The organism is Listeria monocytogenes, assembly GCF_900187225.1.
Classification (GTDB): Bacteria; Bacillota; Bacilli; order Lactobacillales; family Listeriaceae; genus Listeria; species Listeria monocytogenes.
On the sequence record NZ_LT906436.1, the window covers coordinates 346572 to 364553 of the forward strand.

The following is a 17982-nucleotide window of genomic DNA, read 5'->3' on the forward strand; positions in this document are numbered from 1 at the left end:
CACACAATGTCTACAGACGAGGAAAATGATCTATGCTAATATGGCTATACTTGTCCGTTTAAAGTGGATAAGAATACATAAAACAAAAAGGATGGGTTACATGTTTGACAAACTGATGGGAAAAGCTGCTATTGTTACCGAATCTTCTTATGGTATTGAACGTTTTTTAGATGAAGACGAACAAATTATTCAAATTTTTAAATTTATAAGAGATGAAGTTATTATTACTTCAAAAGGGATTTTTAACATTGATGCACAAGGTATCACTGGGAAGAAAGTAGAATATAAATTCTTTCCGAAAAAGGCTCTAAAGTATGTTTCTATTGAGACAGCAGGTACTTTAGACCGTGACTTTGATTTGAAAATTGGTGTTGATGGAAACACAGTTGTAACGCAAAATACATCCTTTTCGGCTCCAATCGCATTAAAAGTCCATAAAAATGATACTGAAATGGGATTTGCACTTTATAAAATGATTAAAGGAATGCTATAAATTTTAACATACTAAAAAGAGAAGACGGATTTCGTCTTCTCTTTTATTATTTCCAGTCTAAATTAGCTGTAACAGGAAAATGATCGGAAGCTGAGAAACCATCCACTTCGTCTACAATAGTTTCGTAAGTACATACCTGGAATTCTTTAGAAACGAAGATGTAGTCAATCTTTTCTAGCTCATTTATAGGGCGGAGTGGGCGGAAGTCGTGAAAACTTCCGATGGGTCCTTTTGCACGTTTTTGAGAGATTAGTTGTGCATCTTGGTATTTTTTTGTTATGAAGTTATAAGTCGGTGTATCAGGCTCGGTGTTAAAATCGCCTAATATAATCACGGGTGAATTTTCTGCAATGGTGGCAGCTTTTTTTAGTAAAAGCTGGCTTGCAAATAGACGAGCTTCCTCAGAGATGTGATCCAAATGAGTGTTAAAAATATAGAACTGTTTTCCGTCCAAATCGGCGAATTTCCCCCAAACACAAATTCGCGGAAACATGGCTGTTGAGTGAATAGAAGGAACATCAGGCGTTTCGGAAAGCCAAAAATGACCTTCTTGCAACAAGGTAAAACGAGTAGAATTGTAAAAAACTGCAGTAAATTCTCCCTTTTCAAAACCGTCATCTCGTCCTACCCCAAAATAATCCCAATCCAGCATCGCTTTCATGTCGAGCATTTGCGGCAGAAGAGGTTCCTCCACACCCATGAAATCCCATTGATATTTATCAAGTAATGATTTTGTTAGTGTTTTACGCAATTCCCAGCTCTTTTTCCGCTCAGAAGTATCATCAAAACGAATGTTAAAAGTAGTTACACTGAACATTTTTCCACATCCTTTTTTTATTTAAAAGTTTTACAAAGAGAGTTTAGCATATTTATGAAAACGTTTCACCGATTTGGGTTTTATGTAGTATATATTCTACATTTTTTCCTGAAAAGTAAAACCATTGTATTGTTGTAAAAAGGGAGTGTCACTATGTTGCGAAAAGGTCGATGGTTGCTCATATTATTACTATTGATAGTATTAGTGGCATTATCAGCATGCGAGGACAGCGGGAATGGAGATGTTTCGGGTGTGCCGGCTAAAAGGGAAAAACAGCATTTTCCTCCAAATGATACGAAAAAAGGATGGATAGAACTTCTTGCCACGGATGGAATTTCAAGTCAAGGTGATCTGCCTTGTGTTTATGAAGAGGCGGAATCTGTAGAAAAATTGGAAATTCATATGAAAGAGTTGAGTACGGCAAGCCTAACCTATATTTACATTGACGGCTATATCGTACAAATGGAACAAGGCGGCGACGAACTTTCTTTTCAAATTCAATTAAGTAAAACGGAATTGAGAAAAGGAATCCATGAATTAGCCGTTGTGCAATATCAAGAAAATAACCCTGAAACAAAAAAAGTGGAGTTTTTAAAACGTGCTAAATATGAAGTGAAACAAATAAAAAACGACTAATAATAAACACTTCAGAACCATATTTTTAAAAAGAATGTGAAAAATGACATTCTTTTTTTGTGCTATTAATACTTAAAAAAGGAAGATGACGATATTGTAAGTAGCTTTTCGCCTTTAAAAGAATTAAACTACTAGTGTTTAGGGTATATATTTTAAGAACAATGATTCCTAAATTGTTTGGAGTAGAGAAATTAAAGCATAGACACAGATACTGCATTCCGACTTTTTGAAATGGAAGAACTTAATTAGGGGGATATCATATGGGTTCATATGGCGAATTGATTCGGGAAATACGGCTATCTAAAGGTTTGACTCAAAAAGAGGTATACACAGGAATTATATCTAGGTCTTATGCGATTGGATTTGAAAAAGGAAAACATGAGATTACTTTGAGTTTGTTTGAAGAGATTTTAAAGCGGATCATGGTTCCTTTAGATGAATTCTTTTTTATTTACAGAGACTTTTCTTCGACAGAGGATGATAGTTTTTGGATTGATTTCGTCGAGCTATCAGGTAAAAATGATGTTGTAGGGATGCAGGCGTTGCTAGATAAAATAACTTTAGAGCGAACGGAGCAGACAGAAGTTAGAAAAGCGATACTTCATACGAGAATTCAAACTATTAATCATTATTTGCGTACGAATGTGTTTGATGAATCAAACATTTCCGATGAATATAAAAAAATTATTCATGACTATCTTTGGAAAATGCAGACGTGGACTTTAGAAGAGGTTCGTATTTTTGCGAACAGTGTAGCTTTTTTTGAGGAAGAGGTGCAAATTCACTTTTATCAAATTATGTTGAAAGCTTATGAAAAATATCGTTACTATGATAGGGGAAGAATGCTATTTTGCCATCTGTTTGCTAACCTGATAGATGAACTCATCATACATAATAAAATCAATTATGCGAATCTAGTACTCGAAAAATTAAAAGAAGCATCTGAAACAAATGGTAGTTTTAACAGTGCTTTTTATCGAATAGTAGCCAATTATTATCAAGGTGCAATTTGGATGAAAGAAGGCGAAGTGGAAAAGGGCTATCGCCAAGCCAAAAGAGCCATTCAAACATGGAAAGAACTGCGTTATGAAGCAATAGCAGATTTGTATAGCGTGGTATTAAAACAATTTTTAGAAAAAGAAAATATCCAAGTAGAAGATTAACTATCCGAAAATTTTCTATTTAAAAACACTAAAATGGAGTCGTTTTAGTGTTTTTTTGTTTGTGGTAAAGAGGTTTTATGTACTATATATAGCACTATTTACAGAGAGAAAACAAAGGAATGTAAAATAAAGGCAAGAATTGAGCTAAGTGGAGGTCTTCGGATGATAAGTTATGGTGAGCTGATTCGGCAAATAAGGCAGTCTAAAAAAATCTCCCAAAAAGAAGTGTACACAGGGGTTATTAGTAAATCTTATGCAATTGAATTTGAAAAGGGGACACATGCAATATCAAGCCTATTACTAGAGAAAATTGTCGCTAAGTTAATGGTGAGTATGGAGGAATTTTTCTTAATGTATCATCAAGAGGAGTTGCCGGAGAAGGAAGATTTTTGGGAAGCTTACGAGCGGACATGTAAAACGAATGAAGCCAATGCTTGGGAATCCCTTTACCAAAAAATATCGTTAGAAAAAGGGAAAGTTAATCAAGTGAAAAGCGCGGCGATAAAACTGGAGTTAGATCATATAAAAGGCAAACAAGTGGTGGACAAAAAAGCAGTTCAAATTTTGGAGAATTATTTGATTGAAGCGGTTTTTTGGACATTGCAGGATATCTTTTTATTTACGCGGATGATGCACTATTTGCCACTGAAAAGCCGAGTACCGTTCTATTATAAATTGTTAAACACGCTGGATAGATACCGTCATTTTGAACGAGGAAGAAGCATTTTACAATCGGCGCTGGCTAGTATCATGGATGATTTTATAGAGAGAAATGAAATAGAGCATATGGAGCTAATGATAAAAAGCTTAGAGAAAATTAGTGAGGACTGTGATGGTACTTATTTCAAAATTCTTTGTATGTATTATCGTGGAATTGTGCGGTGGGGAGAAGGCGAAGAGCGCGAAGGTGGCGAAGAAATCGAGCAGGCAGTAGCTATTTTGCGGGCATTAGGTTATGAGAATAAAGCGATAGAGTATGAAACCATGTACCGAGAATTTGCGAGGAAAAACAATGATATAAAAATGATGGAATGAAAGCTAAAAAGGACTATTCTTTTTGGTTTTCTTTTTTTGAGTAGTATATATGCGACATTAGAAATTTTTAAGACTCCGCATAGTATTATATAGACTGAAGTACGGCTTAAAGCCACATTGACAGTGAAGGGAGGGGCTTTGGCAAAGAAACTAAATGCCAACTGACACTGCAAATTTAGCGTTAAAAGGAGGAAGATTGTTATTTTAAAGAAAATATTTATTGCATTAATTGCGCTTGTAGTTATTATCAATACAGTTAGTTTTACGACTGTTTCTGCAAGCACACCTACATGGTTAGAACAAACCATGAATAGTAATGAACCATTTATAAAAGAGATTGAAAAAGAAACTGGTAAAACGAGAGCGAATATTACACAGACAGATTTAGAAGCTATAACCGCCTTGCGAGTAACAGGGGCAAGTGATATTCCGACTAATATCGATATGTTAACTCATTTAACTACGTTAGAAGTTAAAAATGGAACATTATCTTCTGTATCTAACTCAGTGGGGAATTTAAAAGAGCTAAAAATCTTAGTTCTGAATGATAATAATTTAAGCACCTTTCCAACGATTGTTTTCCAACTACCTAAGTTAGAAGAATTACAAGTTTCTGGGGGAACAATAGAAGAAATCCCTGCAACAATAACAAATATGGCAAGTCATTTGAAATTCTTAGGGATAGTAAATAACCATTTAGTGAAGGTTCCAGACGCAATTTTCACTACGAACTGGACAAATGCAACTGGGGGAGACTTAGACTTAATGGCTGCAGGGAATCAGATTGTAACCAATATTCCTGCCAACTATATAAGTCAGTTTAATAATGGGAATAACCTATTAGAATTTTACGATAACAACTATCAAAAACAAGACCAACTAACTACGACACCTGGATATACCATTGATGTACCTGTTGGGACTGATTTTAATCAATTAACACCAGACAAAACGAAACTCGCACTAACATCTGGACGAACTATACTCGCGCAACACGAATTCGAGTATTATGATGATGGTTCAAGTTCACTAATCCACAATGGCGTGGCAGCAGCACCGGGTCAAGCGACCATTTTCATCAAAAGCAAGTTTTCCACGCAATCGAACAAATTTGCCAGAACACAAGTTACAGTAAACATCGCTGCGCTAAACGGCGGACCTATTACTGTGAAACATGAAGATACAAAAGGGCAAGAACTTGCACCACCTGTCATTTTAAATGGTAAAGACGGGGATCCTTATACAACGACACAAAAAACTTTCCCTGGCTATACTTTAGTTGCAACACCAGCCAATCAAAACGGTGCATTTACCATGAACCCGGCTACAGTCAACTATGTATACAGCGCAAATGATTATAAACTAACATCTACTTTCAAAGATGCCCAAGGTCAAGAACTGAAAGCGCCAGTTGTGGATACAAAAGATTACCATATCCAAGACAACTATACTACAACAGCAGCAACCATTCCGGGCTATTCTTTAGTTTCCACACCTGCTAATCAGAACGGAACTTTTGGAGCTGGGAATGTCACGGTTAATTATGTATACAAAAAAGACGATTATACACTTACTTCCACTTACAAAGATACGAATGGTCAAGAACTAAAAGCACCAGTGGTAGATGCGACAACGTATCATTATCAAGACACGTATACAACAACAGCCGCAGTTTTCCCAGGTTATACGTTAGTAGCAACACCAACCAACGCTACTGGGACATTTGGTTCGTCAAACATCACGGTTCATTACGTATATCAAGCAAACGGCTATCAATTAACTTCTACATTTAAAGATCAACAAGGGAAGACGATCTCACCAGATGATGTCGATACTAAAACATACCACGTGAACGATCCTTATACAACAACTGCCAAAACGATCCCGGGTTACACATTAGTGACGACCCCTACAAACAACCAAGGTAATTTTGGAACAAGCGATATTACGGTTGATTATGTTTACAAAGCAGAAGATTATACATTAACTTCGACTTACAAAGATGCACAAGGTAAAGAATTAAAACAACCCGTTGTAGATAGTAAAAAATATCATATTCAAGACAACTATTCTACAAGTGCAGCAACCATTCCGGGCTATACGCTAGTAGCGACACCTGCGAACGAAACAGGAACCTTCCATACAAGCGATGTCACGGTTAATTATGTGTATAAATTAACAGACTTAAAATTAACTTCGACATATAAAGATGCGCAAGGAACGGAGTTAAAAGCACCCGTTGTGGATAGCAAAACGTATCATATTCAAGATAACTATGCTACAACTGCAGCCGTGATTCCTGGCTACACATTAGTCGCAACACCAGCGAATCAATCAGGTACTTTTGGTAGTACGGATATTCAAGTGAATTATGTGTACCAAGCAGTTGCTTATAAACTAACTTCGACGTATAAAGACCAACAAGGGAACGATTTAGCTTTACCAAAAGTAGATACAAAAACGTACCATATTCAGGATGGTTATACGACGAGTGATATTGCTATTCCTGGTTATACATTAGTCGCGGCTCCAACGAATCAAACAGGTACATTTGGCGCGAGTGATGTAACCGTGAATTATGTCTACAAAGCCAATGACTACACACTAACTTCAACATATAAAGATGCGCAAGGTAAGGAATTAAAAACGCCAGTCATAGACAGTCAAAAATATCACATTAGAGACACTTATACTACGACAGGAGCTACTATTCCAGGTTACACATTAGTCGCAGCACCAGCGAATCAATCCGGTACATTTGGTGCGGCGAATGTAACAGTCAATTATGTGTACCAAGCAGATGATTACACATTAACTTCGACCTACAAAGATGCAAACGGCAAAGAATTAAAAGCGCCAGTTGTAGACAGCAAAACTTACCATACAAAAGATAACTATTCTACTAGCGCAGCAACCATTCCAGGCTACACACTAGTGGCAGCACCAGCAAATCAAACAGGTACATTTAATACGAGCAATGTGACAGTCAATTATGTTTACAAAGCGAATGAATATACCTTAACTTCCACTTTCAAAAATGTACAAGGAACAGAACTAAAACCAGCTATCGTGAAAAAAGGATTTATTATTAAGGATGGCTATGCGACTAGTGGCGTAACAATTCCGGGCTATACATTAGTGGCGACACCATCGAACAAAAAAGGAACATTTGGTGCTAGTAATGTAACAGTTAATTATGTATATAAAGCGAATGGTTATGCATTAATCACAACATATAAAGACACACAAGGTAAAGACTTAAAACCACTAGCCATTGATACAAAAACATACAATATTAACGACCCATACACTGCAACAGCGCTGAACATCCCAGGTTACACATTAACAACTACACCAGCCAATGAAAAAGGGGTATTTGGCGCAAGTGATGAAACAGTTAATTACGTATATAAAGCAAATGATTATACGTTAACAACTACCTACAAAGACGCAAACGGCAAAGAACTACAAGCACCTAAAGTAGACGCGAAAACTTACCATATCCAAGACACATACAAAACAACTGCAGCAGTCATTCCTGGATATACATTAGTTGCAACACCTAAGAATGACCAAGGTACTTTTGGAGCGAACAATGTAACTGTGAATTACGTGTACCAAACAAATGATTACACGCTAACTTCAACATTTAAAGACACACAAGGAAATGAATTAAAAGCAGCAGAAGTAGACGCGCAAAAATACCATATTCATGACACTTACACATCGAAAGCAGCTGTCATTCCGGGTTACACTTTAGAAAAAACACCAACGAACGAAACGGGTACTTTCAATGCAAATGATATTCAAGTGAATTATGTGTATAAAGCAAATGATTATCAACTTACTTCTACTTTTAAAGATCAACAAGGCAACGAAATAGCATTACCAACAGTTGATGCAAAAACTTATCACATTCATGAGGCTTATACAACGAAAGCTCGCTTAATTCCAGGATATAGCCTAGTAGCTGCACCAAAGAACCAAATAGGTGCTTTTGGAACAAGTGACGTAACAGTCAATTATGTGTATAAAAAAGATGCTATTATCAAACCTATTACTCCAGCGAAACCAACTATTCTTACAATAAAAACACCTGCAAGCAAAGTAATTAAGACTAAAGTAGTTAAGCAAACTCTTCCTAAAACAGGGGATGACGATGCTGGACTATTAAACCTACTAAGACTTATAGGACTCGTTTTAATTTTAGGCGTATTTTTGGCAGTCGGAAGTAAAAAATTAAGATAAGCATAACGTAGATTAAAACACCGCCGCAGATTGTTGTGGTGGTGTTTTAACTAATATATCCGACATTAGAAATACCCATTTTGGAAAAGATGTATGATTTTTATTGTAAAGAATTTCACAAAGGAAGAGGCGATTCTTTGTTAGAGAAAAAGTATCAAATCCATTTACAAAACCATTACGATGCAACGAGTAGACAAGTGCAAAAGAAAGAAATAAAAGTCTTAAAAAAACGCAAAAATTTATTAATTGGGGAAATTTTCCCATATCAAATTTGTTTAGAAAGCACGATGGAATATTCAAGATTTATGTTGTGGTTTGAAAAAGAAGTCCAAAAAATCGTGAAAGAACTTTGGAATCAACATTTTATTATCAAATTAACATTATCCCAATTGCATTTCCGCGAAACCATTCTCTTTTTAGAGCATTTAAAAGATTTTAGTAAACGGATAACGATTGAATTTATCGGTGAAGACACACCAGAAATTAAAAAACACTTCTCCGTCCAAGAACAAGAAGCTTTTTTTATAGGGAAACTAAGAATGTTGAAAAAATGGAAATTCATTATTTCTAAACATATCGAAGGCTGCTCAGTGGAACAAACCCTTGCTTTTACCCCGTGTCTACATGAAATAAAATACACGATGAGCCAGCAAGCACGAATGGAAGAAAACATTATCGATTTACACATATTCATCGATTTTTGGGAATACTGGGCTTCGCATAAGAAACTGAAATTTGTAGTCGAGGTGAAGGAGGAAGATTTTATTACGAAGTCTTTGATGCATAAAAAGGTCCACGTACAGTTTGAGAATGCATAGCGGATGAAGTGGACCCGAGAGTTTACTATTAATTAATAATGTTAAGCTATAGAAAAAGGGGGAAATCATTTTTTCTATAGCTTTTTGATTGTACATTTTTTGCTAATAAGTAATCTACGTTATCAACCTGTAAAGTAGATATAGAAAAAACCTTATCACGAATGATAAGGTTTTTAATCACTATTAGACTGTTTTTTTCTTTCGTTTAATGAAAAATAGAATACCGAAGCTTAAACAAACAATTCCAGCTAATGACAAACTTAAGCTAGTAATATCACCTGTTTTTGGCAACTGCTTTTCGACTACTTTCACAGGTTGTTTGTCCGTACTTTTCCCACTGTTAACATCTGTACCATCTTTATCGTTTCCCGGACTTTGCTCGTCGTTAACATCTGTATCATCTTTATCTTTTGGTGGAGTAGGAGCGACAGGATTATCTTCACTTGGTTCTGCTGTCACATATACAATGACGTCTTTCGTAACATCTGATCCTGCAACGCTTAGAGTTACAACGTATTTACCAGGTGTTTGGAAGTCTACTACGTCAGCGAAATTGCTAGTGATGGTTTCTGTTGCTGGAGTTACGCTTGCATGGATATCTGCAAGGAAGGCTGGTTCTGTTTTTGTAGTGCCTTCTTTGTAACTGATCTCGTCATCACTAGAAATACTGATAGTTTCTTTGCCAGTATATGGCACAGTAACTCTTCCGGAAAATCTACCATAATCTTCATTTTCAAAGGTGTAACTTACTTCACCGTTATCTGGTAAATTTTCCCACCTAATCGTTCTAGTAGCTGCATCATAAATTCCGCCGTTATCTGGTTTGATGATGGAAACAATATTACCATCCTTATCTAACAGGTCTGTCGGAACAGCGTATACAAGTGTATTATTTTGTGTGGTTTGGGTTGGACTTACTAATGTTTGATCCATTGCTTGGTAATCATCATTATCGTCAGTAAAATAATCTGGTAAAAAACTAATATCTTTTAACTGGTTATTATTACATCTTACATTCAATATCGTATCTCCAACCGCTAGACTCGTTAGTTGATTATTATTACAAAATAAACGTAATAAATTTACGTTTTTGCTAACATCTAAATCCGTAAGTTGATTGTCATCGCAATATAAAATCTCTAAAGCTAGATTTTGGGTAGTATCTAAATTCGTTAGTTGATTGTTTTCACAAGATAACTCTTTTAAAGATAAAGCTTGATCAATATCTATATTTTTTAACTCATTGTTATCACAAGCCAAATTTTCTAGCGCTTGATTTTGGCTAACGTCTAAATTGGTTAACTGGTTATCAGAACAAACCAAAGTGCCTAAATTCGGATTTTGGCTAACATCTAAATCTGTAAGTTGATTTTTAGTACAGCCAAGATTTGTTAAAGCTGGATTTTTACTAACATCTAAATTGGTTAACTGATTAACATCACAAGCCAAATAACGTAAAGCGGAGTTTTTACTAACATCTAGCTTTGTTAACTGATTTCTAGGGCAATACAAATACTCTAAAGCTGTATTTTGGCTAACATCTAGTTGTGTTAACTCATTGTTTTCACAAGTCAATTCTTCTAAAGCAAGATTTTTACTAACATCTAAATTCGCTAACGGGTTGTTAGAGCAAGTCAATTCTTTTAGATTTAGATTCTTACTGACATCTATACTTTTTAGTTGATTATCCTCAAGATTAAGTACCTCTAATCCAGTCAAAAATTCTATTCCAGTGCTATCTTCTATATCTTGGCTGCGTGCGTCTAGTTTAGTTATTTTAGCTAATTCCTCCACAGTTACAGATTCATCCGCGTTTTTGTTCATTGTTTCTGCTACCTCTTTAGCTAAATTATCATCTGGGAAGTAGTCATTATAAGTTTTGGTTCCTGCTTGGACAAGTTGATTTTTCAGGTTGTTATTCGGTGTTTTTTCTTTCGGTGTTTCTTTTAAATCTGTTTTTAGTAATTGATTTTCGGTTTTCATTTCATTTGCGGTTGTGCTCTCTGCTTTTACCATTGGTATCGGTAAGCTGCTTGTTACGGTGGCACTTAATACAATTATTGTTAAAATTTTGGACAGTTTCATATTTAGTTACTCCTTCAGCTGCTATTGTCTTTAGCCCATTCAGTTATATTCAAACAAAGTATATATTAGCATGTGAAGATTAGATTTTATATAGAAATCGCAAAAAAAGTATAAAACAACGGTTAATTAGTGTCGAAATTGTTACGAGTTAGGTTGGATTCTAATTTTTGAACAATACTTAAAATAGCAAATTCGTGGATAAGTGGCTCTATATCTTTGTTTTAATCGTTTTTTGATATTAAAAATCAATCGGAAGATTTGTCTCTGTGGAGTATAATTTTATAAATGATAGATAAGAATTTCACTTATTTCTATATGAACAAGTTATAATAATAGTATAAATTTGTTGTGATGTTGCATATACTTGATTTTTGCGTACTCATTTAAGACGAATAAAAGGTCGAAAAACTTCTTCTTCATGTACTTGATCAACAAGTAGAAATCATAAAAAACATGATATAATTTGAAGACTATCTAGCAAAGGAGTTCCCTATTGTGATTTATTATATTTGTGCATTATATACATTCATTAGTGCGTTAGTCAGTTTTGGCTTTTCTTTGGATGCACTTTTAAAATCTAGAAAAGTAAATGGTGATGCATTAATAAATGCAAAATATGCGGTATCAAGAAGTTTATCATTACTTATAGTTGCATTAGGATTGTTTATATTCAAGTCAGATGCTTTCTTAGTCGCATTATCTTTAGTAATGATTGGAGCACAACTTTTTGACGGGATTATCGGAATAAAAATAAGTACTTTTAAAACAGTTGGTCCACTTTTAACTGCGGTAGGGAATGTGATTATGTTAATATTATTCCTAACAATCTGATGCTTCGTGCTGTGCGGTTGTTTTAATTGGCAGTAAATGACGTGGTAGCTACAAACCAAAATATAGTAGGCATCATTACTTCATACAATTATTTTTTATAACTCTACAAATTAGCTTTTACAGATTGTGTAAAATGATACCTGAAACGTAAAGAAGAGAAGATGATGATTCGTCTTCTTTTTTTTGAGCTTATTTTGCTTATCAATTTAACAAAAAATTGATAAGTTTTTTGTCTATTATTTCCTCAAAGACAAAGGATAGTCTAATAATATAACTTCCTCTGTAAGTTAATAAGCGAAACCGAAAAATAGACACATTTTCCGGGTGGTTTAGTACTTATTCGGACTATCTAACTATTTCTAACATCATATAATTAGTAGAGTGATTTTTTATTCAAATAAATTAAAAGATAGAATAGAGGGAAAGTCTTGAAAAAGAAATTTAGTATAGTTATTATCAGTGTATTGTTACTTGGTTATTTAGCGCCTTTTGATACTTTGTTAGTAGGTGCAGATGAAACAACGGTTTCTGAAGATACAGCAGTTAAAACGGCAGAAGCAGATAGTGCTACTGAAGGCATAGAAAGCGAAACAAGTTCAGATGATGAAACGGCAGAAGAGCCAAAAGAAGCAAAAGAGGCAGAAGCAAGCAAAGAAACGACAGAAAAAGAGGAAAAAGCGAAAACGGAAGAACCGGCTTCTAATATTAAAACGGAGATTAATACAGATAAAAGCCAGCTGAAACAAACTAGCTTAAAAGCAGCGGTGCCAGCAGGAAGTACATATAATTCTTTGTTTCCAGACGACAATCTTGCTAAAAAATTAGCTGTGATTATCACAGGAAATGCGGCTGCAACAGGTAATGAATCAGTGGATAGTGCAGCTCTTTTAGCAATAAGCCAACTTGATTTGAGTGGGGAAACGGGCAATGACCCAACGGATATTTCCAATATTGAAGGATTACAATATTTAGAGAATTTAACAAGCCTGAATTTAAGTGAGAATAATATATCCGACTTAGCTCCACTTAAAGATTTGGTAAACCTGGTTTCACTTAACCTTTCTTCCAATCGAACATTAGTAAATCTTTCAGGGGTGGAGGATTTAGTTAATTTGCAAGAACTTAATGTCTCTGCAAATAAGGCGTTAGAAGATATTTCACAAGTTGCATCGTTGCCAGTGTTAAAAGAAATTAGCGCGCAAGGCTGTAATATTAAAACCTTGGAATTAAAGAATCCGGCTGGTGCTGTTTTGCCAGAACTAGAAACATTTTATTTGCAAGAAAATGATTTAACCAACTTAACTTCATTAGCGAAACTTCCAAAATTAAAAAATCTCTATATTAAAGGGAATGCTTCTTTAAAAAGTTTAGAGACATTGAACGGGGCGACGAAGCTCCAATTGATTGATGCGAGTAACTGTACCGATTTAGAAACGCTTGGAGATATTAGCGGGCTTTCGGAACTCGAAATGATTCAATTAAGTGGTTGTAGTAAACTGAAAGAAATCACAAGCTTGAAGAACTTGCCTAATCTGGTGAATATTACGGCGGATAGCTGTGCAATTGAAGATTTAGGAACACTGAATAATTTACCAAAATTACAGACATTAGTTCTTTCAGACAATGAAAATTTAACCAATATTACTGCAATTACCGATTTACCACAATTAAAAACATTAACTTTGGATGGCTGTGGAATTACATCTATTGGAACGCTTGATAACCTTCCTAAATTAGAAAAATTAGATCTTAAGGAAAATCAAATAACTAGTATAAGTGAAATAACCGACTTACCGCGATTAAGCTATTTAGATGTAAGTGTAAATAATCTTACAACCATAGGGGACTTGAAAAAATTACCTCTATTAGAATGGCTGAATGTTAGTTCGAATAGATTATCAGATGTGAGTACACTAACAAATTTCCCGAGTTTAAATTATATTAATATATCAAATAATGTCATTAGAACAGTCGGTAAAATGACTGAATTACCTTCGCTTAAGGAATTTTACGCTCAAAATAACAGTATATCAGATATTTCGATGATTCACGATATGCCGAATTTAAGAAAAGTGGATGCGAGTAACAACCTAATTACAAATATAGGTACCTTTGATAATTTACCAAAATTGCAAAGTCTAGATGTGCATTCAAATAGAATTACAAGTACATCAGTTATACATGATTTACCAAGCTTGGAGACGTTTAATGCGCAAGCTAATTTGATTACCAATATTGGTACGATGGATAATTTACCAGATATAACCTATGTAAACTTATCTTTCAACAGAATACCGTCGCTTGCTCCAATTGGTGACCTACCCAATTTAGAAACATTAATAGTATCAGATAATAATTCTTATTTAAGAAGCCTAGGAACGATGGACGGTGTTCCTAAACTGAGAATTTTAGATTTACAAAACAATTACCTTAATTACACTGGAACAGAAGGAAACCTAAGTTCATTAAGTGATTTAACAAATCTAACGGAATTAAATTTGCGAAATAATGTTTATATTGATGATATAAGTGGACTTTCCACGCTATCAAGACTGATCTACTTGAATTTAGATTCCAATAAAATTGAAGATATTTCTGCATTGTCTAATTTAACGAATCTTCAAGAGTTAACACTTGAAAACAACAAGATTGAAAACATTTCAGCACTTAGTGATTTGGAAAATTTAAACAAGCTAGTTGTATCAAAAAATAAAATTATTGATATTAGTCCTGTCGCTAATATGGTTAATCGAGGGGCAATTGTAACTGCGAGTAATCAAACATATACATTGCCAACTGTATTATCATATCAAAGCTCGTTTACCATAGATAATCCGGTTATTTGGTATGACGGCACACTACTAGCGCCATCATCCATAGGAAACTCTGGTAATTACAAGGACGGGAAAATAACTTGGACTAATATGACCGCTACGTCTAGTTCCACTTTATTTAACTTTAATAGGTTAAAAGACGGTTTAACCTTCTCAGGAACAGTCACCCAACCTTATAAATCTGCAGCCAAAGTAACTGCAGATGCAGAGCAAACTTATACAATTGGTGATACTATTTCAGAGGAGCAGTTTTTAAAAGATGTTAATGCAAAATCATCAGACGGGGCACCTGTTACAAGTGATTTTGCTACAGTGGTGGATTTAAACACTTTTGGCGAATATGAAGTTACTTTAACTTCCGAAAAAGATGGAATCCAAGGGGATAGTTGCAAAGTAATTGTCAAAGTTCTTCACGGAGCGCCTGTCATTTCGGCAGACCAAACAATTAGTTATGATAAACATGCAACTATTACAGAGAAACAATTTTTAGAAGATATTCATGCCAGCACAGACTTGGATACAGCTATTACAACCAATTTTAGTACAGCAGTTAACTTGAATAAAGGCGGAGATTATACAGTTGCACTAAACTCTGAAAATGAGGACGGCGTGAAAGCTGAAACGGTTTATGTCACTGTTACTGTAAATAAAGACCCAGCGCCGATTATAAGTGCTAAGACAGAAATCACGTATGATAAATTCTCGAAAAAAACCGAAGCGGCGTTCTTAGATGATATAGACGCAGATACAAATGATGGCTCTATAGTAACTTCTAATTTTGCTACAGCAGTTAATTTAGATAAAGCTGGTGATTATACTGTTACACTGAATTCTATTAATAGTGATGGTGTAGCGGGCACGCCAACAGCGATTATTGTGCATGTGGAAAAAGAGAAAATAGCAACAATTAGCACAAATACGGCACAACAATATGAAAAATATGCGAAGATTAATGAAACGCAATTTCTAAAAGATGTCCATGCTAGTATTAACGCGAGCCCAACAACCGCAGTTTTGGAAAGTGATTTTGAAACAGTAGTTAAACTAGACGTCCCAGGAACGTACACAGTAACGATTACTGCTACAAATGAAGATGGCGGAGTATCGGCACCTAAAGAAGTTTCTGTCATAGTAAGGAAAATTCCAGCACCAGAGATCACTGCAGATAAGGAAATAACTTATCCGAAATTTGATGAAGTAAGTGAAGCAGAATTTTTAAATGATATTCATGCAACTATTAGTGACAAAAATGTAGCGATTACAAGTAACTTCAGCACAGATGTGAATTTAAATAAAGCTGGCGATTACACAGTAATATTAAATGCTACGAATGAAGACGGCGTAAAGGCTACGCCGGTTGAAGTAATTGTGCATGTTCAACAAGGAGAACGTCCTGTTATAACAGCCGATGCAACTATTTCCTATGACAAGTTCGCTAACATAACGGAAGCGAAGTTCTTAGAAGATATTCATGCAACAAGTAGTGATGGTCAAAGCTCTACTGTAATCACCTCTAATTTCCAGACCGCGACAAACTTCAAAACAGCCATGAGCTACACAGTTACGCTTAATGCTGTAAATGAAGACGGCATTAGCGCAGAACCAGTAGCAGTGACCGTTACAATAAATAAAGAACCAGCCGCGGCGTTAAAAGCTGATGCAGAAGTAAGCTATGCGAAAAATGAAGCTGTAACCGAATCCGATTTCTTCAAAGATGTTCATTTAGAAGGAACGGAAGCGCCAAGTACAGCCAAAGCAACAAGTAATTTTGATTCCGTAGTAGATAGAAGTAAAACAGGAGATTATACTGTTACGATAAATGCTACAAACGAAGATGGGGCTGTTTCTACACCAATTGAAGTAATTGTTCATATTGAAGCAGAAAGTGCACCAGTAATTACAGCGAATGCAGAAGTAAAATATAACAAACATGAACAAACAGACGAAAGAAGATTTTTATATGATAGTGAAGCAAAAATCGATGAAGCTAATGTGGAAATTAAAACCGATTTTGCAGAAAAAGTAGATATTAATAAAGTTGGAACTTATACTGTCACACTGACTGCTACGAATGAAGATGGCCAAGCTGCCAATCCAGTAGAAGTGAGCGTCATTGTTAGTGATGCCGCTGCTGAAAAAGTAAATGTGAAATATGTAGATGAAAATGGATCAGAAATTAGTGCAGCGGAGACCTTAACTGGTAATTTAGATGAAACATTTTCTATTGATGCGAAATCTATAGCTGGATACAAATGTGATGCGACTTTAAGCGGTGTATTTTCAACAGTTGAGCAGACAGTTGTGTTCCATTATAAAGCAATCAAGCCTGGTGTTGTAACGATTAAATACGAAGATACGAATGGAAAAGCAGTTGCCGAAGATAAACAAATCACTGGCGAAGTAGGGGATGATTTTGAAGCTGAGGCGCAAACGGTGAGTGGTTATTCATGCCGAGCAATTACAAGCGGTAAGATAACAGAAGAACCGCAAACTATTACTTTCACATACAGTACAGCAACTCCTTCAAAAAAATCAGGCGAAATAACAGTTCAGTATGTAGATGAGTCAGGTAAGAAATTAGCTGATTCTAAAAAGGTTACAGGGAACATTGATGATAGTTATAGTGTAGAAGCAAAAGCAATTGAAGGCTATAGCGTAGTTGGCGATGATTCTGCTAAAGGTGTTTTTACCGAAAAATCGCAAACAGTTACTTTTAAATACAAAAAAAATACACAAGTTAGTAAAGATGACCCTAAAGTTAAAGGGAAAACAAATCAACCATCAAGTACTGATACGAAGCTAAAAGTAGACAATAATTCGTTGCCTGCAACCGGAGATACTGAAAATATGATATTAGCAGTTTTAATCGGTTTTAATATGCTAATTGTTGCTAGTATATTCCTTTTTAGAAAACCAAAAACGAACCAATAAATGGATAAACTTTAAATAATAGAAGCCTTATAGAATTCATTAAATAATGATATTTTATAAGGCTTTTATTAATTATCGAACCAAATCCAAC

The 17982-nt window shown here is 35.1% G+C and carries 10 protein-coding genes; 8 read left to right on the plus strand and 2 right to left on the minus strand.

The features are described from left to right. The first annotated feature begins 100 nt into the window (after nt 1-100). Nucleotides 101-493, plus strand: a complete 393-nt coding sequence (locus CKV70_RS01690) for a PH domain-containing protein (protein ID WP_014600470.1) — start codon at nt 101-103, stop codon at nt 491-493. Between the two features lie 46 nt (nt 494-539). Here CKV70_RS01690 and CKV70_RS01695 read toward each other — a convergent pair whose 3' ends face one another. Then, nucleotides 540-1310 (minus strand): endonuclease/exonuclease/phosphatase family protein, encoded by a 771-nt coding sequence (locus CKV70_RS01695; protein ID WP_014600471.1) that lies wholly within the window; start codon nt 1308-1310, stop codon nt 540-542. A gap of 156 nt (nt 1311-1466) precedes the next feature. Here CKV70_RS01695 and CKV70_RS01700 point away from each other — a divergent pair, with 156 nt between their 5' ends. From CKV70_RS01700 to CKV70_RS01730, 5 genes are all read left to right on the plus strand, one after another. Further along, the gene (locus CKV70_RS01700; RefSeq protein WP_072215758.1) at nt 1467-1946 is read left to right on the plus strand and encodes a superoxide dismutase; all 480 of its coding nucleotides are present in this window, start codon (nt 1467-1469) and stop codon (nt 1944-1946) included. Between the two features lie 260 nt (nt 1947-2206). Continuing rightward, nucleotides 2207-3109, plus strand: a complete 903-nt coding sequence (locus CKV70_RS01710) for an XRE/MutR family transcriptional regulator (protein WP_014600472.1) — start codon at nt 2207-2209, stop codon at nt 3107-3109. 162 nt (nt 3110-3271) lie between these two features. Beyond that, nucleotides 3272-4144 carry an Rgg/GadR/MutR family transcriptional regulator gene (locus CKV70_RS01715; RefSeq protein WP_014600473.1) on the plus strand — a complete coding sequence of 291 codons (873 nt, stop codon included), beginning with the start codon at nt 3272-3274 and terminating at the stop codon, nt 4142-4144. Between the two features lie 201 nt (nt 4145-4345). After that, nucleotides 4346-8392: a MucBP domain-containing protein gene (locus CKV70_RS01725; RefSeq protein WP_077346014.1), complete on the plus strand. Its 4047-nt coding sequence runs from the start codon at nt 4346-4348 to the stop codon at nt 8390-8392. Between the two features lie 137 nt (nt 8393-8529). Then, the gene (locus tag CKV70_RS01730) at nt 8530-9210 is read left to right on the plus strand and encodes a hypothetical protein (protein ID WP_014930822.1); all 681 of its coding nucleotides are present in this window, start codon (nt 8530-8532) and stop codon (nt 9208-9210) included. Nucleotides 9211-9393: 183 nt separating this feature from the next. Here the strand turns inward: CKV70_RS01730 and CKV70_RS01735 are convergent, their stop codons facing one another. Beyond that, nucleotides 9394-11295 carry a lmo0331 family class 1 internalin gene (locus tag CKV70_RS01735; RefSeq protein ID WP_014600476.1) on the minus strand — a complete coding sequence of 634 codons (1902 nt, stop codon included), beginning with the start codon at nt 11293-11295 and terminating at the stop codon, nt 9394-9396. Nucleotides 11296-11790: 495 nt separating this feature from the next. On the opposite strand from CKV70_RS01735, the gene CKV70_RS01740 reads away from it, so the two are divergent. Further along, a complete protein-coding gene (locus CKV70_RS01740; protein WP_010989426.1) occupies nt 11791-12126 on the plus strand; it encodes a hypothetical protein in 336 nt (111 codons plus the stop codon). Between the two features lie 428 nt (nt 12127-12554). After that, entirely contained in the window at nt 12555-17891 is a 5337-nt protein-coding gene (gene inlI, locus CKV70_RS01745) for a class 1 internalin InlI (RefSeq protein WP_014600477.1), read from the plus strand. Nucleotides 17892-17982 lie beyond the last annotated feature (91 nt).